Here is a 21,194-nt window from a genome sequence, read left to right as displayed (position 1 = left end):
TCCCACATTGATCGGCGTACGCAGGACTTTGTGGGAGCGGCCTTGTGTCGCGAAATGAGGGCGAAGCCCTCACCTGCGGATTCACAGCCACACACAATCCCAATGTGGATAATCACCAGCCCGCCGCACCAGGCCAGCCCGAATGGGATTGGCGATGATGTAGCGCGCCACTGCCCTCACATCCTCCTCGCGGCGCAAAGCCCGATCATGAAAGCTGGTCTGCCAGATATGCCGCCTTTCAGCCCCCACCTTGTACAGCGCACAACTGCTTCTGGACTTGAACTCGCACATCAGCCTACCCAGGCTCGACGGCCCAAGCTCGAGAAGCCAGTGAAGATGATCCGGCATCAAGACCCACGCCAGAGATCGACACGCCTTGCGCTCTTCGCTGAGCCGCAATTGCTGGATAACTGTTCTGGCGAACAAGAAGTCTTTGAACAACGGTGTTCGGTTGCGAGTGGTCGTGGTGAGCAGGTAGAGACGCCCTGGTTCGGACACTCGGCCACTACGTAAACGATGGGAGCCGGGACTTTCCATGTCGTCCTCCTTTGAACATTGCATTCAAAGGTAGCGGCGCTGATGCGATAGGCGAGGACTGGACCATTACCAGGTATGACGCTGTGAGGGCTTCGCCCTCATATCGCGACGCAAGGCCGCTCCCACAAAAAAGCGGGAGCGGCCTGGCAATCACGACGACAGGTACGAAGACCGGGTCAGACCAAGGCGCAGGGCATCCAGGAACTGTGTCCGCTCCCGCGCAGTGATCTTGGCGCTGGCCACCTTGTCACGGTAATGCGTCATCAACTCCTCCGGCGACAGGTGCACATAGCGCAGCATGTCTTCGATGGTGTCGTGGGTCTCGATACCGGCGTGGTACACGCTACCGTCGGCGTTCTGGTAGATGTTCACCGAGTCGGTGTCACCGAACAGGTTGTGCATGTCACCGAGGATTTCCTGGTAGGCACCGACCAGGAACACACCCAGCAGGTAGTCCTCGCCCTCCTTCACCGCATGCACCGGCATGCTGGTCTCGATGCTCTGCTCGTCGACGTACTGGTTGATCTTGCCGTCGGAGTCACAGGTCAGGTCCTGCAGCACGGCACGACGCATCGGCTCTTCGTCCAGGCGGTGCAGCGGGATGATCGGCAGTACCTGGCCGATGGCCCAGGTGTCCGGCAGGCTCTGGAACACCGAGAAGTTGCAGATGTACTTGTCGGCCAGCTTGTCGTTCAGCTCGTCCAGCACCTGGCGGTGCGAGCGCTGGCGGGCTTTCAGCGAGTTGTGCAGGCGGCGGCACACGGCAAAGTAGCACTGCTCGGCCAGGGCCTTCTCGGCCAGGCTGATCTTGCCATCGGCATACTGCGCGGCCACGTCACCCATGTAGTGGGTGGCGCGCCAGTAGGTCTCGGTCACCATCTCGATGTCGGTCGGGCCGAGCAGGTCGACCAGCCACTGCACGGTCTCGGGCAGGGCTTCCTTGTTCTCGATGGTCGGCACGTCGTCGTTGTGCTTCTCGACGTCGGTCACCTGGATCACCAGCATGGCGTGGTGCGCGGTCAGCGAACGGCCGCTCTCGGAGAAGATGTGCGGGTGCGGCAAGCCCTGCGCGTCGCAGAACTCCTTGAGCATGCCCACTACCACGCCGGCGTAGTCGTCCATGTCGTAGTTGATCGAGCTGGCATTGCGCGAGTGGGTACCGTCGTAGTCCACGCCCAAACCACCGCCAACGTCGATATGGTCGACCGGCAGGCCCAGCGCACGCAGCTCACCGTAGTAACGGATGGCTTCCTTGAAGCCGTGCTGGTAGTCGGCCAGGTTGGCGATCTGCGAACCCATGTGGAAGTGCAGCAGGCGGATACCCTGGTCCAGGCCGGCATCGCGGAAGCGCTGCACCACCGAGATCAGCTGGGCGGCGGACAAGCCGAACTTGGACTTCTCGCCACCGGTGTCGGCCCACTTGCTCGAGGCCAGCGACGACAGGCGCACGCGCAGGCCGACCTGCGGCTTGACCTTGAGCTCGGCAGCCTCATCGATCACCAGGGCCACTTCCGACTCTTTCTCGATGACGATGAACACGTTGTGGCCGAGCTTCTGGCCCATCAGCGCCAGGCGGATGAACTCGCGGTCCTTGTAGCCGTTGCAGACGATGGTGCCGCCCTTCGGCGCCAACGCCAGCACTGCCAGCAGCTCGGGCTTGGAGCCGGCTTCCAGGCCAATGGAGACGTTCTGCGTGGCGATGATGTTTTCCACCACCGCTTCCTGCTGGTTGACCTTGATCGGGTACAGCGCGGTGTACTTGCTCTGGTATTCCAGGCGCGCGATGTTGGCATCGAAGGCGCCGGTCAGCTGGCGCACGCGGTCTTGCAGAATGTCGGGGAAGCGCACCAGCAATGGCAGCGACAGGCCGCTCTGGCGCAATTCGTCGACCTGTTCGAACAGGTCGATCGGTGCGCTTTTGGGGCCGTTGGGGCGTACTTCGACGCGCCCGGCTTCATTGATGGCGAAATAACCAGCGCCCCAATGGCGGATACCATAAACACTGCGGCTGTCGGCCACGGTCCATTGGCTACCATCGTCTTTGCGTGTGCGTCGTACGGACATTCAAGTCCCCTATAGATAAGTCGAAGACACTGCCCCGCAAGAAGGCGGGCGCAGTGTAAAAGCCAAAAATGACGATTCGTCCGTGCCCTCGGGTAGACCCTGGTCACGGCAACGAGTTTAGAAAGCACTGGGCAAAAAATCGCGTGGCCGCATCAGCCGCCGGATTTTTTCGCCTTGAAGCCCTGCTTGGTCAGCTCACCGATCAGCAGTTCGACATGGTCGCCCTGGATTTCGATGACCCCATCCTTCAGGGCGCCACCGGTACCGCAGCGGCGCTTGAGGGTAGAGGCCAGCTCCTTGAGCTGATCGAGCGGCAGCGGCACGCCGGTGACGGTGGTCACGGTCTTGCCGCCGCGGCCCTTGCTTTCGCGGCGCACACGGGCAATGCCATCGCCTTCGGGGATGACCTGCTGCTTGCAGGTACAGGCATCCACCGGCTGGCTACAGTCGGGGCAGTGCCGACCGGTGTCGGTGGAGTAAACGAGACCGCCAAGGGCGGCGAAGGAAGAAGCTTTCTTGGCCACTTTTGTTCCTCTGTGCTGAGGACAAAAACTGGTCGGCCCCAGGGGGTTGAGCCCGACCGCGAAGCCCCACTCTGGCAGGGGCGGCGCTACCACCGCAAGACCTGCGGCAGCCCGAAAAGGGCGCGCAGTGTAACGATAAATCCGGCTGTTGCTAAGTACTGGAATGCGGCATTTTGCGAATGTTTTGCGACCCCTTCGCGGGTAAACCCGCTCCCACAGGTACTGCGCAGGTTTCACGACCTGTGAAATCCCTGTGGGAGCGGGTTTACCCGCGAAGGGGCCGGCATGGGCCACGCATCTATTTGAGGCTGGCTTTGTAGCGCTGCAACGCCGCCAACGAGTCCGGGCAATACGGCTTGGTCAGGCTTTCTTGCTCAGCCTGCTCCAGGCCAATGAAGCGTGCCTCGATCACCTCTTCCGGCTGTAACCGCAACGGCGCATCCGACACCGCCGAATACACCGCACACCACAAGTGGTTATCTGGCTGGTCAAAGTAGAACCGCTCATGAAAACGCAGCTCCACACCGTCGATCCCCAGCTCCTCGGCCAGCTCCCGCGCCGCCGAATCGGCATACGCCTCCCCGGCCGTCACCATGCCGCCTGCCGCCACATCCCAGTACCCCGGGTACAGCGCCTTGCTCAGGGTACGCCGGTGCACGCACAGCTCACCGGCACTGTTGAACAGCAGAATGAACGTGCAGCGCCCGATCAGGCCGCGCTCGCGCAGTTCGGCGCGGGGCAAGGCACCCAGCACCTGGTCGGCTTCGTCCACCCAGGTGACCAGTTCTCGGTCGGAAGCCGCCCGGTGGGCGGCCTCGTTCGGGCTGATCGCCATCATCAACCCTGCGACAGCAGCTGACGCAGGTCGATGACCGCCGCGTTGGCCCGGGAAATGTAGTTGGCCATGACCAGCGAGTGGTTGGCCCACATGCCGAAGCCGCTGCCGTTGAGCACCATCGGGCTCCACAGGGCTTCCTGCGAAGCTTCCAGCTCACGGATGATCTGGCGCACGCTGACCGTGGCGTTCTTCTTCGCCAGCACGTCGGCAAAGTCCACCTCGATGGCGCGCAGCAGGTGCGACAGCGCCCAGGCCTGGCCTCGGGCTTCGTAGAACACGTTGTCGATCTGCAGCCATGGGGTTTCCACCAGCTCCTCGTCCACCTGCGGTGCCTGGCCGGCGACCAGCGACTCGGTCTTCAGCGTGGTGTTGAGCTTGACCCGGCCAACGCTGGCCGACAGGCGCTGCGACAGCGAGCCCAGGCGGGTGGCCACGTCACCCAGCCAGTTGTTCAGGTTGTCGGCACGGGTGTAGAAGATCGCGCCCTTGTCGCCGGCAGCCAGACGGGTCTGGTAGCGGGTCAGCGACTTGATGCCCTCTTCGAACTCCGACTCGCTCGATGGCAGGATCCAGCTCTTGTTGTCGAAGTTGAAACGCGGCTCGGCCTTGGCCAGGTCGGCGTCTTCGGTCGACTGCGACTGCGAACGGGCGAAGTCCTTGCGCAGGGCACGGGACAGGTCGCGCACCTGGACCAGCACGCCATATTCCCAGCTCGGCATGTTGTCCATCCACAGCCCTGGCGGGAAGCGGTCGTTGGAAATGTAGCCACCGGGCTTGTTCAGCAAGGTGCCGGCCACGGTCTTGAGGGTTTCGATAGTGGTGTAGCCCACCACCATCTGCTGGCCGGTACGCTCGGCTGCGGCCTGGGCGTTCTGCTGCACCGGGAACAGCTCCGGCTCCTGGCTCCAGTACCAGCCCAGGCCGATACACACCAGCAGGTACAACCCGATCAGGGTCCCCAGGGCACGGCTCCAGAGGCCGCCAAGGTAGCTACGGGCGGCGGCGCCACGGCCGTCGACACGCTCGCGGGGCTCGGCTTTGGCCTCGCGGTTTTTCCAGTCCAGCATGGCTTTGTCCTTAATCAGTCACGACGGTTCAGGGGCTTGGACCACAGGCCTGCGCCAGGGTGCCACGGCAAGCCCGCGTGGCAGCACTATAAAGCAGACACCGCCTTACGCATAAGCGACCAATCGGTCAGCAACTGAATATTCGTTCTGACCGCTTTGTTGATGCAGCGCACTCACGCACCTGAAAAGAACTGCTAGCATAGAGCCATCATTGCCCCTGCACACCCCAACCTACAAGTAGCCAGGACATGAGCCAAGCAGCCGAGCCGAGCCCGTTGTGCCCCGCCCAACAGCTGACGCGTAGCGGCCTGCGCAAGGACGACCCGCTCGACCAGGTGCTGCTGCCGCCCCTGCGCAAGCCGGTGTATATCCTGCTGCAGGACCACGAACGTGCCCAGCGCCTGGCCCAGCAACTGGAATTCTTTGGCCTGGTGGTGCAGGCGCTGGCCAGCGCCGCGGCGTTTCAGGCCTCGATCGGCGAATACCCGCCCTCGGCCATCATCATGGATGTCGACTTCAACGGTGCCGGCCAAGGCTTGCTGCTGGCTGCCCAGGTGCAGCAGGGGTTGGCCCGGCATATACCGCTGCTGTTCTTCAGCCACCACGAAACCGACACCCCGACCCGCCTGGCCGCCGTGCGCGCCGGTGGCCAGGACTTCCTCACCGGCACCCTGGAAGCCTCCAGCCTGCTGGAAAAGGTCGAACTGCTGACCAATGCCACCCAGCATGACCCGTTGCGCGTGCTGATCATCGACGACTCGCGCACCCAGGCGTTGTACACCGAGCGCGTGCTGGCCAGTGCCGGCATGATCACCCGCAGCCTGACCGACCCGATCCGCACCATGGCCGAGCTGGCCGACTTCCAGCCCGACCTGATCATCCTCGACCTGTACATGCCGGCCTGCACCGGCCCTGAGTTGGCCAAGGTGATCCGCCACAGCGACCGTTATGTGAGCGTGCCGATCATCTACCTGTCTGCCGAGGACGACCTGGACAAGCAGTTGGATGCCATGAGCGAAGGCGGTGATGACTTCCTGACCAAACCATTTCGCTCACGCCACCTGATCACCACCGTGCGCAACCGCGCCGCCCGCGCTCGGCACCTGAAGGCGCGCATGGTGCGCGACAGCCTGACCGGGTTGTACAACCACACCCACATCCTGCAACTGCTGGAAGACTGCAGCTTCCGCGCCCGTCGCGAGCAGCAGCCGTTGAGCTTTGCCATGCTCGACATCGACCACTTCAAGAAGATCAACGACCGCCACGGCCACCCCATGGGCGACCGGGTGATCAAGAGCCTGGCGCTGTTTCTCAAGCAGCGCTTGCGCAAGACCGATTTCATTGGCCGTTACGGTGGTGAAGAGTTCGCCATTGTCATGCCCAATACCGCGCTGGACGCGGCGCACAAGGTGCTGGACGAAATCCGCCGGCGCTTTGCCGAGATTCTCTACCCGGCGCAGCCACGGGACTTGCAGTGCACCTTCAGTGCCGGGGTGGTGCAAATGGATGAGGGGCTGGATGCGCTGACCATGGCCAGTGCGGCGGACGAGGCGCTGTATCGGGCCAAGCATGCCGGGCGTAATTGCGTGGTGCGTGTAGAGCCCTGAATCAGGCTTTGCCTGTGCCGGCCTCTTCGCGGCTAAAGCCGCTCCCACAGGGACTGCGCAATCCCTCAGTCCAGTGGAGTACCTGTGGGAGCGGCTTTAGCCGCGAAGAGGCCGGCACAGATTGAAATGGAGGCACTGTGCCACTTTTTTATGGCGCCAACCCCCTGTCGTCATCACCCCGTCACAAAATCGCAATAACTTCAGCCACCGACCTCTCCCCTCCCCGCAGGAAGCTCGCGGCTATGCGCCTGAAGTGGCTGACCAATTTCAACACCCTGTTGCTGGTAACCGTGTGTATCGCCCTGGGCGCCACCCTTTGGTGGTCGCAGCGGGCCCTTGAGCGCCCCTACCAGTTGATGGAGCGCTACCTGGGCCTGTCCCAGCAGTTCCAGAACCAGGCGGCCCGCAACATCCAGGCGTACCTGGGCAGTGGCGATGCCCTGCGCCACGCCGCGGCGATGGAGGCCAACCAGCAGCTGCAGGCCGCGCTGGCCGAGTGGCCCAGCGAACTGGCCGACAAACTGCGCCCCAGCCTGGACAGCCTGCAAGCCTTTACCGCCGAGGAGCTGCTGGCCGCCGGCAAGCTGGCTGGTGACCCGCAAGCCCTGCTGCTGCAGGCCGAGCGGGAACTGGGCGCCAACTTCGAACAACTGGCCGGCTACGCCCGCGACAGCGGCAGCGCCGACGCCAACCGCTACCTGGTGCCACTGCTCGACGCCACCGTGCACCTCGGTCGCCTGTCGCTGGCCCGGGACAAGTTGGTCAGCAGCGGCCGCCCGGAGCTGGCCGACGAAGTGGAGCGCGAACTGCAACTGATCCGTGCCCAGGCCCAGGCGATCGACGCCTTGCCCTTGCTGGGCGTAACCCGTAGCGCCGAATCCGGTGCCGACGACTTCGCCGCGATGATGGGCCTGGAAACCCAGGCCAGCGCCCAGCAGGAAGACATTGCCGTCGGCCTCAAGCGCGAACTGCAGAGCCTGCTCGGCCGCTACCCGGCGGAACTGCAGCGCACCCGCGAACAGATCGAGCGCCGCGTCGCCCTGGCGGCCAGCACCGGCCAACGCCTGGAGGCCGTGCAACAGGCCATTGCGGCACTGGAGCCCGAGGTACGCGGTCAGCATGGGAAAATTGCCGGCGAAGTGCGCATCATCCAGGGCCTGATGATCGGCCTGATCCTGCTTATCGCCCTGCTGATCGACACCTTGCAACGCCGCCTGGCGCGCACTTTGACCGGCCTGGCCCCTGCCCTGTCGCGCTGGGCCGAGGGTGACTTCGCCGAGGCCATCGCCCTGGGCAGGACCAACCGCGAACTGCGCGACATCCAGGAATCGCTCAACCGCCTGCGCCAGTACCTGGTGGAGCTGGTCGGCACCATCCGCCACAACGCCGAGCAGGTGGCTGGCAGCAGCCACGCCCTGGCCGGCATGAGCGCCGCCCTGCATGACGGCGCCGAACGCCAGGCCGGCGACACCGGGCAGATCCGCGATGCCTTGGGTGAGCTGGAAGCAACCATCCAGCAAGTGGCCGGCGACGCCAGTGCCGCAGCCGACGCCAGCCGCGATGCCGGGCGTGCAGTGGAGCAGGGCCAGGCGGTGATCGGCCAGAGCCTGTCAGGCTTGCGTGAGCTGGTCGACGAGGTGCAGGGCAACGCCCGCATGATCGAGCAACTGGCGGAGGAGTCGGCCACCATCGGTGGCGTGCTGACGGTGATCCGCTCGATTGCCGAGCAGACCAACCTGCTGGCGCTAAATGCCGCGATCGAAGCGGCCCGCGCCGGTGAGATGGGCCGTGGTTTCGCCGTGGTAGCCGATGAGGTGCGTTCGCTGGCACAGCGCACCACCGGTGCGACCGGCGAGATTCAGGCACTGATCGACCGCTTGCAGCAGGCAGCCAGAAGTTCGGTGGCCGGGATGCGTGCGCAGCTTGAGCATGCCGAGGCCACGGCCAACCAGGCGCAGGCGGCGGATGGGGCGCTGGACGAGATTGTCTGTGCCATTCGCACCATTTCGGACACTGCGGTGCGGATTGCCGATGTCACGGCGCAGCAGAGTGGTGCCGTGAGCGAAATTCGCGACCACAGCGAGCGGATCCATGAGCTGGGTGAGGACAACCTGCAGCGCATTGGCGAGGGGCGCGAGCAAGGCGAGCAGTTGCTGAGCCTGGGCGGTGAACTGAACCGGGCGGTGCGGGCCTTCAGAGTCTGAGAAGGCATACGCTGTACCTTTGTGGGAGCGGCCTTGTGTCGCGAAAGGGGTGCGAAGCGCCCCCAGTATCTGTGCCTCCCAGCTGATATTGCCGGGACCGCGTTGCGGCCCTTTCGCGACACAAGGCCGCTCCCACAGGTACAGCATATGCCTCGAGGTTGGAGCAGGTCCTGTGGGAGCGGGTTTACACGCGAAGAGGCCGGCACAGGCAGCACATGAGCCAGCGGCCATGTGTCGCCCCCGCCACCCGCATGGCCCCAACCTGCACCAACTCCGCTATCATGCCCAGCACGTTCCACCTCGCGAGTCCGCCATGCGCCGCCTGTTTTTCCTGCTGTTCCTGCTGCTGGCCAGCCCTGCCTTCGCCACGGGCCTGCTCGACAACCGCCCCAGCGCCACCCTCGGCGCAGCTTCGCTGGCCAACAACGCCGACTTCCTGCCGGTACACGAGGCCTTCAAGCTCAGCCTGGTCCAGGCCGATGCGCAAACCATCAAGCTGCGCTTCGTCGCTACCGACGGCTACTACCTCTATCGCCACCGCTTCCAGTTCCGCACCGAACCGGCCGACATTGCCCTGGGCACACCAAACATCCCCAAGGGCGAGGCCAAGCACGATGAGTTCTTCGGTGATGTCGAGGTATACCACGGCGTGCTCGATATCGAGCTGCCGCGCAACGACCCGCGTGCCTTCACCCTGCTGGTGGGCTACCAGGGCTGCGCTGACAAAGGCCTGTGCTACCCCCCGGAAACCGCACGCCTGAGTATCGATGGCGAAGGCGGCGCAAGCACCCCGGCCAGCGCTGAACACGCCTGGACCTGGAAGTCGCTGCTGCTGTTCTTCCTCGCCGGGGTGGGCCTGACGTTCACCCCCTGCGTGCTGCCGATGCTGCCGATCCTCTCCGGCGTGGTGCTGCGTGGCCAGGCCGGCGGCCTGCGCGGGCTGGCGCTGTCGCTGGCCTACGTGCTGCCGATGGCAGCCAGCTTCGCGGTGCTCGGCGCCCTGATGGGGTTGTTCGGCGCCGGCCTGAACCTGCAGGCGCGCCTGCAGTCGGCCTGGGTGCTGGTGCCCTTCGCGCTGTTCTTCGTGGTGTTCGCCCTGGCCATGTTCGGCCTGTTCGAACTGAAACTGCCGCAAGCCCTGAGCAACCGCCTGAACAATGTCGCCAGCCACACCCGGGGCGGCTCGCTGCTGGGCGCGGCAATACTGGGCGTACTCTCCAGCCTGCTGGTTTCGCCCTGTGTGTCGGCGCCGCTGGCCGGTGCGTTGCTGTACATCAGCGCCAGCGGCGATGCCCTGGGCGGCGCACTCAAGCTGTTCGCCCTGGGCCTGGGCATGGGCGCACCATTGCTGCTGGTGGCTACCGGTGGCGCGGCCTGGCTGCCGAAAAGCGGCCCTTGGCTGAACTCGGTGAAGAACGCCATCGGCGTCCTGCTGCTGGGCTTGGCCATCGGTTTGCTCAGCCGTGTGCTGCCAGGCCCGCTGACCTTGCTGCTGGTCGGTTTCCTCGCCGCTGGCGTGGCGCTGTTCCTCGGTGCCCTCGAATTTGTCGTCAAGACCGCGCGCCAGCGCCTGGCCCAATTGCTCGGCCTGGCCCTGCTGGTGTACGCCCTGGCCTGCTGGTACGGCGCCCTCAGCGGCCACGGCGACCCACTGCGCCCGCTGCCGCCGGCAACCCTTGTGGCCACCGGCAACGGGGCGGCGGTGCAGGCGGATAGCTGGCAGACCATCACTACCCCCGCCGCACTGGACGCAGCCCTGGCCCAGGCCAAGGCGGCCGGCCAGCCGGTACTGCTGGACTGGTACGCCGACTGGTGCATCAGCTGCAAGGTGATCGAGCGCGAGGTGCTCACCGCCCCACAGGTGCAAGCGCAACTGGCTGGCTTCAAGCTGCTGCGTTTCGACATCACCGAAAGCAATGCCGAACAACGCAGCCTGCTCGACCGCTACCAGCTGTTCGGCCCTCCCGCCCTGTTGTTCTTTGCCGCGAAAGGTAGCGAAATAACCGCTGATCGGGTCATTGGCGAGATAAATGCCGGTGAATTCGCGCAAATTCTGACACGCGTGCGCGGCAAAGTCGGTCTATAACTTCCCGCGAGCTGTGAAAAATCCTGAAATCAGTGACCGAATTTAATTATTTGGTCACATACTTCGCGCGAACCTCGGACATCGTGCTGGCTATTGCCGGGAACTGGACACTTGCCGTCGCTTTACGGCACACTCGCCGCGCTGTGTCGAATTGCCCTACAAATCCAAGGAATCCGCAGATGGCAACGCTACTGGTGCTCCACGGCCCCAACCTCAACCTGCTCGGTACCCGCGAGCCTGGCCACTACGGCGCCGTGACCCTGGCCCAGATCAACCAGGACCTGGAGCAACGTGCCCGCGCCGCAGGCCACCATCTGCAGTACCTGCAGAGCAACGCCGAATACGAACTGATCGACCGCATTCACGCCGCACGCAACGAGGGTGTGGACTTCATCCTGATCAATCCGGCTGCTTTCACCCACACAAGCGTCGCATTACGTGACGCATTGCTTGCGGTGAGCATCCCATTCATCGAAGTGCACTTGTCCAACGTGCACAAACGCGAACCGTTCCGCCACCACTCCTACTTTTCCGATGTTGCCGTAGGGGTGATCTGCGGCCTGGGCGCCAGCGGTTATCGCCTGGCCCTGGAGTCCGCGCTGGAACAACTGGCTGCCAACGCACAGCCCAAATGATGAAAACCCTGGCCTCAGTGGGCCAGGGTTCGAGAGAAACGTTTCAGATACGTTTTTTTTGTATTTCGCCCCCTGACCGAACCTTTGGGAGTTGATGATTAATGGATATCCGTAAAGTCAAGAAACTGATCGAGCTGCTGGAAGAGTCTGGCATCGACGAACTGGAGATCAAGGAAGGCGAAGAGTCGGTCCGTATCAGCCGTCACAGCAAGACCCCAGCTGCCCAGCAGTACTTCGCACCGGCTCCGGTAGCCGCTGCCCCTGTTGCTGCCCCGGTCGCCGCTGCCGCTCCGGCCGCTGAAGCCGCTGCCGCTGCCCCGGCCCTGAAAGGCACCGTGATCCGCTCGCCGATGGTAGGTACCTTCTACCGCAAGCCTTCGCCGACCTCGCCGAACTTCGCTGAAGTTGGCCAGAGCGTGAAGAAAGGCGACACCCTGTGCATCGTCGAAGCCATGAAGATGATGAACCACATCGAAGCCGATGTTGGCGGTGTCATCGACGCCATCCTGGTAGAAGACGGCCAGCCGGTTGAGTTCGACCAGCCGCTGTTCACCGTCGTTTGAATCGCGGAGAGCCAACGATGTCTGGGAAGCTCGAAAAAGTCCTGATCGCCAACCGCGGGGAAATTGCCCTGCGGATCCTGCGTGCCTGCAAAGAGCTGGGCATCAAGACCGTCGCCGTGCACTCCACTGCCGACCGTGAACTGATGCACCTGGGCCTGGCAGACGAGTCGGTCTGCATCGGCCCTGCATCGTCCAAGGATTCCTACCTGCATATCCCGGCGATCATCGCTGCCGCCGAAGTGACCGGCGCCACCGCGATCCACCCGGGCTACGGCTTCCTGGCGGAAAACGCCGACTTCGCCGAGCAGGTGGAAAAATCCGGTTTCGCCTTCATCGGCCCGAAAGCCGACACCATTCGCCTGATGGGCGACAAGGTTTCGGCCAAGGACGCGATGATCAAGTCGGGCGTACCGACCGTGCCGGGCTCCGATGGCCCGCTGCCGGAAGATGAAGAAGTCGCCCTGGCGATTGCTCGTGACGTCGGCTACCCGGTGATCATCAAGGCCGCCGGTGGCGGTGGTGGTCGCGGCATGCGCGTGGTGCACAAGGAAGAGGACCTGATTTCCTCGGCCAAGCTCACCCGTACCGAAGCCGGTGCAGCCTTCGGCAACCCGATGGTCTACCTGGAGAAGTTCCTGACCAACCCACGTCACGTGGAAGTACAGGTACTGTCCGACGGCCAGGGCAACGCCATCCACCTGGGCGACCGTGACTGCTCGCTGCAGCGCCGTCACCAGAAGGTACTGGAAGAAGCGCCAGCCCCGGGCATCGACGAGAAAGCCCGTCAGGAAGTGTTCAAGCGCTGCGTCGATGCGTGCATCGAGATCGGCTACCGTGGTGCGGGTACTTTCGAGTTCCTGTACGAGAACGGCCGCTTCTACTTCATCGAGATGAACACCCGCGTGCAGGTTGAGCACCCGGTGTCGGAGATGGTGACCGGTATCGACATCGTCAAGGAGATGCTGAGCATCGCCGCTGGCAACAAGCTGTCGTTCCGCCAGGAGGACGTGGTCATCCGTGGCCATGCGCTGGAATGCCGTATCAACGCCGAAGATCCGAAGAAGTTCATCCCGAGCCCAGGCAAGGTGAAGCACTTCCACGCCCCGGGCGGCAACGGCGTGCGTGTGGATTCGCACCTGTACAGCGGTTACTCGGTTCCGCCGAACTACGACTCGCTGATCGGCAAGCTGATCACCTACGGCAAGGACCGCGACGAAGCCATGGCGCGCATGCGCAATGCCCTGGACGAGATCGTCGTCGACGGCATCAAGACCAACATCCCGCTGCACCGCGACCTGGTGCGTGATGAAGGTTTCTGCAAAGGCGGCGTCAACATTCACTACCTCGAGCACAAACTGGCTAGCCAGGAGTGATCGCGTAGTGTGATGTACCGAAACCCCGGACTTGTGCCGGGGTTTTTTATTGCCTGTCAGGGCCTCATCGCCGGCAAGCCAGCTCCCACAGGGATTGCACACGGCTTGAGGTCTATGCGGTCGAGGTGGGAGCTGGCTTGCCGGCGATTGGGCTGCAAAGCAGCCCCGGGCCCTATCCCTTCATCCGCGGCATCTCGATGTGGTGCTCATGCACCCGCCGGTACAAGGTCGCCCGCGATATCCCCAGAGCCCGCGCCGCATCGGCCGGCTTCCAGCGATGGCGGATCAGCGCATCCAGCAGCAACTGCCGGGCCGGACAAGACATGCTGCTTTCTGCCGAAGCGACCACCTCGCCGCGTACCTCCTGCGGCAGGTCGTGCACCTGCACCCGCCCCCCCTCACTCACCGCACAGGCATAGCGCAACACCTGCCGCAGCTGGCGCAAGTTCCCCGGCCAGCGGTAAACCAGCAGCGCCTGCAGCGCATCATCCGCCAACACCACCTCGACCCCGCAGGCCTCGGCCTCCTCGGCCAGCAACTGGTGAATCAACCCCAAGCGGTCCTCACGCTCGCGCAGCGGCGGCAACGCGAAGCGGGCATTGGCCAGGCGGAAGTACAGGTCCTCACGAAAACGCCCATCCTCCACCATCGCTGCCAAATCACGGTGGGTCGCGCAAATCACCTGGATATCCACCCGCTCCCGCCGCGCCGCGCCCAGCGGCGCCACTTCACCCTCGGCCAGCACGCGCAGCAACCGGGTTTGCAGGTTCAGCGGCATGTCGCCTATTTCGTCGAGGAACAGCGTGCCGCCATCGGCCTGCTGCAACAGCCCCTGCATGCCTTTGCTGGAAGCCCCGGTGAAGGCCCCGGCCACATAGCCGAACAGCTCGCTCTCGATCAGGCTTTCCGGAATCGCCGCGCAGTTCAGGGTGACGAACGGGCCATCGCGACGCAGGCTTTGCTGATGCAGCTGGCGGGCGAATACCTCTTTGCCGGCCCCCGTCTCGCCTTGCACAAGCACCGCCAGGTTGCAGTCCTTGACCCGCGTGGCCAGGCGCAGATGCTGCTCGATGCGGGCGTCCTGGGCCTGGCGCAACGGCTGCGCACGCTGGCGCTGGCGGGGTGCGCTGACCCGGCCGTACAGCCCACCCAGGCCCGGCAGGCGTTGAGCGGACGATGCGTTCACGCGGCGCAGCTGGTCCATGTCGAACAGCTCGCCAATGTGCTCGGGCAAACGTCCCAGGTGCTCCACCAGCCGCTGGCGCGCCAGGCTGTTGATCGCCTGCAGGCGACCATCGCCATCCCAGGCCAGCAGGTAATCGGGCTGGCTTTCCACATAGCCCGGCGTGCCATGGGCACGCATCACCCAATGGCCCTGGGCACTGTGCATGAAGAAGGCATTTTCGATCTCGCGGGCAGTCTGCTCGACCAGTTGGCGGATCAGGTGCTGGCTGCGGCGGTCGTCCGGCGACTGCAAGGCCGAGACATCCACCACGCCCAGCAACTCGCCCAACGGGTCGAACACCGGTGCCGCCGTACAGGTCAGGCCAATGAACGCAGCGCGGAAGTGGTCGCGCTTGTGCACCGTGACCGGCGCCTTGCTGGTCAACACCGCCGCCACGCCGCAGGTGCCCTCCTCGCCCTCCGACCAGCAGGTGCCCAGGTACAGCCCGGCCTTGCGGCAGTCGTTGCGGATGGCCGACTCGACTCGGTAATCGATGGTGCGCCCCAAGGCATCGGTAAGCAGCACGCAGTAGTCGGCACCGCGCACCCGTTCATGCAAGCGGGCCACGGCATCGCTGGCGATACGCAGGAACAGTTCGGCGCGCTCGCGGCATTCGTTGAGCAGGCTTTGGGACAGGATGCGCGGCCCCTGCTGGGACCCGGGGTCGAGGCGGTACAGCTCCATGGAACGGCGCCATGAATCGAGGATCAGCGGTGGCACCGGCGCCTGCGGCAGGCGGTCGGCATTCTTCAGCACCCTGCTGACGCAGTCGACATGGGCTCGGGAGTTCGCGGCAAGCATTCAGGCCCTCCGGTTCTCGTTGCTGTTTTTATCGTTGTCCGGCCATTAAGCGCTTCCGGGCATGCCCCGACAAGCACTGCGTGATTACCGGCCGGCTTGAGACGCAGCGTCTCAGCGTCTCGGCAACGTCGGGCCCGCACTGGCACCGGGCGTCTCGCCAGCAGAACCATCAGCACCTGCAGAAGCGCAATGAAGCCGCTCTACTTCAGGCACTTCAGCCAACTCAGAAGAAGCTGGCACCGCGCTTGCTCCAGCCCTGGCAAACAAGAATACGAGGTGCGCCATGCCGCTACCCGCCCCGACCGTCGGGATCATTGCCAACCCTGCCTCTGGCCGCGACCTGCGCCGCCTGACCGCCAACGCCGGGCTCTATTCGAGCACCGACAAGGCTTCGGCGATCCAGCGCCTGCTGGCCGCCTTCGGTGCCACCGGCATCGGCCAGGTGCTGCTGCCCAGTGACATGACCGGCATTGCCGCCGCCGTGCTCAAGGCCAGCCAGGGCCCGGTCGCCCGTGACCAGCACTGGCCGGCCATCGAAATACTCGACCTGCCGCTGACCCAGACCGTTGCCGATACCCGCCTGGCCACCCGCCGCATGGTCGAACGCGGTGTGGCGATGATCGCCGTGCTTGGCGGCGACGGCACCCACAAGGCAGTCGCTGCCGAGGCCGGTGACGTACCGCTGCTGACCTTGTCCACCGGCACCAACAATGCCTTCCCCGAACTGCGCGAGGCCACCAGCGCCGGCCTGGCCGGTGGCCTGCTTGCCAGCGGCCGGGTACCGGCCAGCATCGGCCTGCGCCGCAACAAGCGCCTGCTGGTTAAGGTGCCCGAACAACAGCTTGCCGAATGGGCCCTGGTGGAGGTGGCGGTGTCGCCCCAGCGTTTCATCGGCGCTCGGGCCCTGAGCCGCAGCGAGGACCTTTGTGAAGTCTTCGCCTGTTTCGCTGAACCCCATGCCATTGGCCTCTCGGCCCTGTGCGGCCTGTGGTGCCCAGTCTCGCGCCAGGACCCGCACGGCGCCTGGGTACGCCTGAACCCCGGCGCCGAGCAGGCGCTGCTCGCGCCGCTGGCACCCGGCCTCCTGCAAGGCTGCGGCATCACCGCCAGCGGCCCGCTGACGCCCGGCGTAGCCCATCGCCTGAGCCTGGCCAGCGGCACCCTGGCATTGGACGGCGAGCGCGAAATCGAATTCGCCGAGCACGACACCCCAACCATCACCCTCGATCACCAAGGCCCGTTGAGCGTGGATGTCGAGGCCGTGCTGGCGCATGCCGCCCGCCATCACCTGCTGGCCGTACCGCGCGGCCACCGGTTGCACCCTGCAAACCCGTGTTGAGACAACCCTGGAGAACAACAAGATGTCCAATCAACTCAGTACCGAACAATTGCTGCATGCCTATGAAGTGATGCGCACCATCCGCGCCTTCGAAGAACGCCTGCACGTGGAGTTCGCCACCGGCGAGATCCCCGGCTTCGTCCACCTGTATGCCGGCGAAGAGGCTTCCGCGGCCGGGGTGATGGCCCACCTGCGCGACAGCGACTGCATCGCCTCGACCCACCGTGGCCATGGCCACTGCATCGCCAAGGGCGTGGATGTGTACGGCATGATGGCCGAAATCTACGGCAAGAAGACCGGCGTGTGCGGTGGCAAGGGCGGTTCGATGCATATCGCCGACCTGGAAAAAGGCATGCTCGGCGCCAACGGCATCGTCGGTGCCGGTGCACCGCTGGTGGCCGGGGCCGGGCTGGCGGCCAAAATCAAGGGCAGCGACGATGTGTCGGTGGCCTTCTTCGGCGATGGCGCTTCCAACGAAGGCGCCGTGTTCGAAGCCATGAACATGGCCTCGATCATGAACCTGCCGTGCATCTTCGTGGCCGAGAACAACGGCTACGCCGAAGCCACCGCCTCGACCTGGTCGGTTGCCTGCGACCATATCGCCGACCGCGCGGCCGGGTTCGGCATGCCCGGTGTCACCATCGACGGTTTCGATTTCTTTGCCGTGTACGAGGCCGCCGGTGCTGCCATCGAACGTGCACGCTCCGGGCAAGGCCCGTCGCTGATCGAGGTCAAGCTCAGCCGCTACTACGGCCATTTCGAAGGCGATGCACAAACCTACCGCGCCCCGGACGAAGTGAAGAACCTGCGCGAATCCCGCGACTGCCTCATGCAGTTCCGCAACAAGACCACCCGCGCCGGCCTGCTCACGGCTGCGCAACTGGACGCTATCGACGCCCGCGTCGAGGACCTGATCGAAGACGCCGTGCGCCGCGCCAAGTCCGATCCCAAGCCACAGCCCGCCGACCTGCTCACCGACGTCTACGTCGCCTACCCCTGAGCCGCGGATTACAAGAACAACAGGAGAATCACCATGGCAAGAAAGATCAGCTACCAGCAGGCCATCAACGAAGCCCTGGCCCAGGAAATGCGCCGCGACAACACGGTGTTCATCATTGGCGAAGACGTTGCCGGCGGCGCCGGTGCCCCCGGCGAGGATGACGCCTGGGGTGGCGTGCTGGGCGTGACCAAGGGCCTTTACCATCAGTTCCCGGGGCGCGTGCTCGACGCGCCGCTGTCGGAAATCGGCTACGTCGGCGCCGCCGTCGGTGCTGCCACCCAGGGCCTGCGCCCGGTGTGCGAGCTGATGTTCGTCGACTTCGCCGGCTGCTGCCTGGACCAGATCCTCAACCAGGCCGCCAAGTTCCGCTACATGTTCGGCGGCAAGGCGGTCACCCCGCTGGTGATGCGCACCATGTACGGCGCCGGCCTGCGTGCGGCGGCCCAGCACTCGCAGATGCTCACCTCGCTGTGGACGCACATTCCCGGCCTGAAGGTGGTCTGCCCGTCCTCGCCGTACGATGCCAAGGGCCTGTTGATACAGGCGATCCGCGACAACGACCCGGTGATTTTCTGCGAGCACAAGCTGCTCTACAGCATGCAAGGCGAGGTGCCGGAAGAGGTCTACACCGTGCCGTTTGGCGAAGCCAACTTCCTGCGCGATGGTGACGACGTGACCCTGGTCACCTATGGCCGCATGGTGCATGTGGCGCTGGAAGCAGCCAACAACCTGGCCCGCCAGGGTATCGACTGCGAGGTGCTGGACCTGCGCACCACAAGCCCGCTGGACGAGGACAGCATCCTGGAAAGCGTGGAAAAGACCGGCCGCCTGGTGGTGATCGACGAAGCCAACCCGCGTTGCTCCATGGCCACCGACATCAGCGCACTGGTGGCACAGAAGGCCTTCGGCGCGCTCAAGGGCCCGATCGAAATGGTCACCGCCCCGCATACTCCCGTGCCGTTCTCCGATGCACTGGAAGACCTGTACATCCCTGACGCGGCGAAGATCGAGGCTGCGGTACGCAAAGTGATCGAAGCCGCAAGGAGTGCCGCATGAGCCAGATCCATACCCTGACCATGCCCAAGTGGGGCCTGTCGATGACCGAGGGCCGGGTGGACACCTGGCTGAAACAGGAAGGTGACGAAATCAACAAGGGCGACGAGGTGCTGGACGTCGAGACCGACAAGATCAGCAGCAGCGTCGAAGCCCCGTTCAGCGGAGTGTTGCGCCGCCAGGTGGCCAGGCCTGATGAAACCCTGCCGGTCGGTGCCCTGCTGGCGGTGGTGGTGGAAGGCGAAGCCGAAGAAGCTGAAATCGATGCCGTGGTGCAGCGCTTCCAGGCCGAGTTCGTCGCCGAGGGTGGCGCCGACCAGGCCCAGGGGCCGGCCCCGCAGAAGGCGCAAGTGGGGGGCCGCCTGCTGCGCTGGTTCGAGCTGGGCGAAGGCGGCACGCCACTGGTGTTGGTGCACGGTTTTGGCGGCGACCTCAACAACTGGCTGTTCAACCACCCGGCGCTGGCTGCCGAGCGACGGGTGATCGCCCTCGACCTGCCGGGCCATGGCGAGTCGGCCAAGGCCCTGCAACGGGGCGACCTGGATGAGTTGAGCGAAACCGTGCTGGCCCTGCTCGACCACCTGGACATCGCCAAGGCCCACCTGGCCGGCCACTCCATGGGCGGCGCGGTCAGCCTGAACGTGGCGCGCCTGGCGCCGCAGCGGGTGGCCAGCCTGAGCCTGGTGGCCAGTGCCGGGCTGGGCGAGGCGATCAACGGGCAGTACCTGCAAGGCTTCGTCGCTGCCGCCAACCGCAATGCCCTCAAGCCGCAGATGGTACAGCTGTTTGCCGACCCGGCACTGGTCACCCGGCAGATGCTGGAGGACATGCTCAAGTTCAAGCGCCTGGAAGGGGTGGACGACGCGTTGCGCCTGTTGGCATCGGCCATCGCCGACGGCGACCGGCAGCGCCACGACCTGCGCGGGGTGCTGGGGCAGCACCCGGCCCTGGTGGTGTGGGGCGGCAAGGACGCGATCATCCCGGCCAGCCATGCCGAAGGGCTGGAGGCTGAAGTGCTGGTGCTGCCCGAGGCTGGGCACATGGTGCAGATGGAGGCGGCCGAACAGGTCAACCAGCAACTGCTCGCGTTCCTGCGCAAGCACTAAGCCCTTTCCGTGAGCCTGGAGAACAACAATGAATGACCTGAGCCACACCCACATGCGTGCCGCCGTCTGGCATGGCCGCAATGATATTCGCGTCGAACAGGTGCCCCTGCCGGCCGACCCTGCGCCCGGCTGGGTGCAGATCAAGGTGGACTGGTGCGGCATCTGCGGCTCCGACCTGCACGAATACGTCGCCGGCCCGGTATTCATCCCGGTGGAGGCACCGCACCCGCTGACCGGCATCCAGGGCCAGTGCATCCTCGGCCACGAGTTCTGCGGCCAGATCGCCAAGCTGGGTGAAGGCGTGGAAGGTTTTGCCGTCGGTGACCGGGTGGCTGCGGACGCCTGCCAGCATTGCGGCACCTGCTACTACTGCACCCACGGCCTGTACAACATCTGCGAGCGCCTTGCCTTCACCGGCCTGATGAACAACGGCGCCTTTGCCGAACTGGTCAACGTGCCCGCCAACCTGCTGTACCGGCTGCCGCAGGGTTTCCCGGCAGAGGCCGGGGCGCTGATCGAACCGCTGGCGGTGGGCATGCATGCGGTAAAGAAGGCCGGTAGCCTGCTTGGCCAGACGGTGGTGGTGGTCGGCGCCGGCACCATCGGCCTGTGCACCATCATGTGTGCCAAGGCGGCAGGCGCGGCGCAGGTGATCGCCCTGGAAATGTCCTCGGCACGCAAGGCCAAGGCCAAAGAGGTTGGCGCCAGCGTGGTGCTGGACCCCAGCCAGTGCGACGCCCTGGCGGAAATTCGCAAGCTGACTGCCGGGCTGGGGGCGGATGTGAGTTTTGAATGCATCGGCAACAAGCACACGGCCAAGCTGGCCATCGACACCATCCGCAAGGCGGGCAAGTGCGTATTGGTGGGGATATTCGAGGAGCCTAGCGAGTTCAACTTCTTCGAACTGGTGTCCACCGAAAAGCAGGTGCTGGGAGCGTTGGCGTACAACGGCGAGTTTGCCGATGTGATTGCCTTCATCGCTGACGGCAGGCTGGACATTCGCCCGCTGGTGACCGGGCGGATCGGGCTGGAGCAGATTGTCGAGCTGGGCTTCGAGGAGTTGGTCAACAACAAGGAGGAGAACGTGAAGATCATCGTTTCGCCGGGCGTGCGCTGATTGCACCTCAAAGGCAACACGGAACCTGTGGGAGCGGGCGTGCCCGCGAAGCAGG

General features: G+C 64.7%; 17 protein-coding genes. 11 read left to right on the top strand and 6 right to left on the bottom strand.

The window, feature by feature from the left end; genetic code table 11:
• Positions 1-81 precede the first annotated feature (81 nt).
• From RYH74_RS22935 to RYH74_RS22915, 5 genes are all read right to left on the bottom strand, one after another.
• The gene (locus RYH74_RS22935; protein WP_023662678.1) at positions 82-537 is read right to left on the bottom strand and encodes an REP-associated tyrosine transposase; all 456 of its coding nucleotides are present in this window, start codon (positions 535-537) and stop codon (positions 82-84) included.
• A gap of 150 nt (positions 538-687) precedes the next feature.
• The gene (speA, locus tag RYH74_RS22930) at positions 688-2,601 is read right to left on the bottom strand and encodes an arginine decarboxylase (RefSeq protein WP_025337567.1); all 1,914 of its coding nucleotides are present in this window, start codon (positions 2,599-2,601) and stop codon (positions 688-690) included.
• 152 nt (positions 2,602-2,753) lie between these two features.
• On the bottom strand, positions 2,754-3,125 hold the full coding sequence (locus RYH74_RS22925) for a translation initiation factor Sui1 (protein ID WP_003257057.1): 372 nt from the start codon (positions 3,123-3,125) through the stop codon (positions 2,754-2,756).
• Positions 3,126-3,423: 298 nt separating this feature from the next.
• On the bottom strand, positions 3,424-3,960 hold the full coding sequence (locus tag RYH74_RS22920) for an NUDIX hydrolase (protein ID WP_085617861.1): 537 nt from the start codon (positions 3,958-3,960) through the stop codon (positions 3,424-3,426).
• A gap of 2 nt (positions 3,961-3,962) precedes the next feature.
• Entirely contained in the window at positions 3,963-5,030 is a 1,068-nt protein-coding gene (locus RYH74_RS22915) for a DUF2333 family protein (protein WP_013970713.1), read from the bottom strand.
• Positions 5,031-5,278: 248 nt separating this feature from the next.
• Here RYH74_RS22915 and RYH74_RS22910 point away from each other — a divergent pair, with 248 nt between their 5' ends.
• The 6 genes from RYH74_RS22910 to accC all read left to right on the top strand — a co-directional run bounded on the left by RYH74_RS22910 (position 5,279) and on the right by accC (position 13,498).
• A complete protein-coding gene (locus RYH74_RS22910) occupies positions 5,279-6,637 on the top strand; it encodes a diguanylate cyclase (protein ID WP_075044488.1) in 1,359 nt (452 codons plus the stop codon).
• A gap of 242 nt (positions 6,638-6,879) precedes the next feature.
• On the top strand, positions 6,880-8,841 hold the full coding sequence (locus tag RYH74_RS22905; protein WP_317410198.1) for a methyl-accepting chemotaxis protein: 1,962 nt from the start codon (positions 6,880-6,882) through the stop codon (positions 8,839-8,841).
• 313 nt (positions 8,842-9,154) lie between these two features.
• Positions 9,155-10,927: a protein-disulfide reductase DsbD gene (locus RYH74_RS22900; protein ID WP_317410197.1), complete on the top strand. Its 1,773-nt coding sequence runs from the start codon at positions 9,155-9,157 to the stop codon at positions 10,925-10,927.
• 179 nt (positions 10,928-11,106) lie between these two features.
• Positions 11,107-11,562, top strand: a complete 456-nt coding sequence (gene aroQ / locus RYH74_RS22895; protein ID WP_003255330.1) for a type II 3-dehydroquinate dehydratase — start codon at positions 11,107-11,109, stop codon at positions 11,560-11,562.
• A gap of 101 nt (positions 11,563-11,663) precedes the next feature.
• Complete coding sequence (gene accB / locus RYH74_RS22890; RefSeq protein ID WP_075044486.1) at positions 11,664-12,125, top strand: acetyl-CoA carboxylase biotin carboxyl carrier protein; 462 nt, start codon at positions 11,664-11,666, stop codon at positions 12,123-12,125.
• A 17-nt stretch (positions 12,126-12,142) separates the two neighbouring features.
• On the top strand, positions 12,143-13,498 hold the full coding sequence (accC, locus tag RYH74_RS22885; protein ID WP_003257054.1) for an acetyl-CoA carboxylase biotin carboxylase subunit: 1,356 nt from the start codon (positions 12,143-12,145) through the stop codon (positions 13,496-13,498).
• Between the two features lie 172 nt (positions 13,499-13,670).
• On the opposite strand, the gene RYH74_RS22880 is transcribed toward accC, so the two are convergent.
• Positions 13,671-15,524, bottom strand: coding sequence for a sigma-54-dependent Fis family transcriptional regulator (locus RYH74_RS22880; RefSeq protein WP_085617855.1), 1,854 nt, complete (start codon positions 15,522-15,524; stop codon positions 13,671-13,673).
• Between the two features lie 283 nt (positions 15,525-15,807).
• On the opposite strand from RYH74_RS22880, the gene RYH74_RS22875 reads away from it, so the two are divergent.
• From RYH74_RS22875 to RYH74_RS22855, 5 genes are read left to right on the top strand one after another with little or no spacing between them, the layout of a single operon-like run.
• Positions 15,808-16,863 (top strand): ATP-NAD kinase family protein, encoded by a 1,056-nt coding sequence (locus RYH74_RS22875; protein ID WP_137162904.1) that lies wholly within the window; start codon positions 15,808-15,810, stop codon positions 16,861-16,863.
• Positions 16,864-16,885: 22 nt separating this feature from the next.
• Complete coding sequence (locus tag RYH74_RS22870) at positions 16,886-17,863, top strand: thiamine pyrophosphate-dependent dehydrogenase E1 component subunit alpha (protein ID WP_085592049.1); 978 nt, start codon at positions 16,886-16,888, stop codon at positions 17,861-17,863.
• 33 nt (positions 17,864-17,896) lie between these two features.
• Positions 17,897-18,919 (top strand): alpha-ketoacid dehydrogenase subunit beta, encoded by a 1,023-nt coding sequence (locus RYH74_RS22865; protein WP_013970705.1) that lies wholly within the window; start codon positions 17,897-17,899, stop codon positions 18,917-18,919.
• Entirely contained in the window at positions 18,916-20,022 is a 1,107-nt protein-coding gene (locus tag RYH74_RS22860) for an acetoin dehydrogenase dihydrolipoyllysine-residue acetyltransferase subunit (protein WP_085665407.1), read from the top strand. The genes RYH74_RS22865 and RYH74_RS22860 overlap by 4 nt, the downstream gene beginning before the upstream one ends.
• A 52-nt stretch (positions 20,023-20,074) precedes the next feature.
• Complete coding sequence (locus RYH74_RS22855) at positions 20,075-21,139, top strand: 2,3-butanediol dehydrogenase (protein ID WP_317410224.1); 1,065 nt, start codon at positions 20,075-20,077, stop codon at positions 21,137-21,139.
• Positions 21,140-21,194: the final 55 nt, after the last annotated feature.

Origin of the sequence: Pseudomonas sp. LSJ-87 (assembly GCF_032971465.1) — a bacterium.
In the GTDB taxonomy this organism is placed as follows: Bacteria; Pseudomonadota; Gammaproteobacteria; order Pseudomonadales; family Pseudomonadaceae; genus Aquipseudomonas; species Aquipseudomonas putida_Z.
Note: the sequence above shows the minus strand (reverse complement) of the source record. Positions and strands in the feature narration are given on the sequence as shown.

Coding starts and splice junctions, on each gene's coding strand:
- accC (WP_003257054.1), top strand. CDS start 12,143: ATGTCTGGGAAGCTCGAAAAAGTCCTGATCGCCAACCGCGGGGAAATT.
- accB (WP_075044486.1), top strand. CDS start 11,664: ATGGATATCCGTAAAGTCAAGAAACTGATCGAGCTGCTGGAAGAGTCT.
- RYH74_RS22855 (WP_317410224.1), top strand. CDS start 20,075: ATGCGTGCCGCCGTCTGGCATGGCCGCAATGATATTCGCGTCGAACAG.
- RYH74_RS22920 (WP_085617861.1), bottom strand. CDS start 3,960: ATGGCGATCAGCCCGAACGAGGCCGCCCACCGGGCGGCTTCCGACCGA.
- RYH74_RS22870 (WP_085592049.1), top strand. CDS start 16,886: ATGTCCAATCAACTCAGTACCGAACAATTGCTGCATGCCTATGAAGTG.
- RYH74_RS22905 (WP_317410198.1), top strand. CDS start 6,880: ATGCGCCTGAAGTGGCTGACCAATTTCAACACCCTGTTGCTGGTAACC.
- RYH74_RS22880 (WP_085617855.1), bottom strand. CDS start 15,524: ATGCTTGCCGCGAACTCCCGAGCCCATGTCGACTGCGTCAGCAGGGTG.
- RYH74_RS22910 (WP_075044488.1), top strand. CDS start 5,279: ATGAGCCAAGCAGCCGAGCCGAGCCCGTTGTGCCCCGCCCAACAGCTG.
- RYH74_RS22900 (WP_317410197.1), top strand. CDS start 9,155: ATGCGCCGCCTGTTTTTCCTGCTGTTCCTGCTGCTGGCCAGCCCTGCC.
- RYH74_RS22935 (WP_023662678.1), bottom strand. CDS start 537: ATGGAAAGTCCCGGCTCCCATCGTTTACGTAGTGGCCGAGTGTCCGAA.
- RYH74_RS22915 (WP_013970713.1), bottom strand. CDS start 5,030: ATGCTGGACTGGAAAAACCGCGAGGCCAAAGCCGAGCCCCGCGAGCGT.
- aroQ (WP_003255330.1), top strand. CDS start 11,107: ATGGCAACGCTACTGGTGCTCCACGGCCCCAACCTCAACCTGCTCGGT.
- RYH74_RS22865 (WP_013970705.1), top strand. CDS start 17,897: ATGGCAAGAAAGATCAGCTACCAGCAGGCCATCAACGAAGCCCTGGCC.
- RYH74_RS22860 (WP_085665407.1), top strand. CDS start 18,916: ATGAGCCAGATCCATACCCTGACCATGCCCAAGTGGGGCCTGTCGATG.
- speA (WP_025337567.1), bottom strand. CDS start 2,601: ATGTCCGTACGACGCACACGCAAAGACGATGGTAGCCAATGGACCGTG.
- RYH74_RS22875 (WP_137162904.1), top strand. CDS start 15,808: ATGCCGCTACCCGCCCCGACCGTCGGGATCATTGCCAACCCTGCCTCT.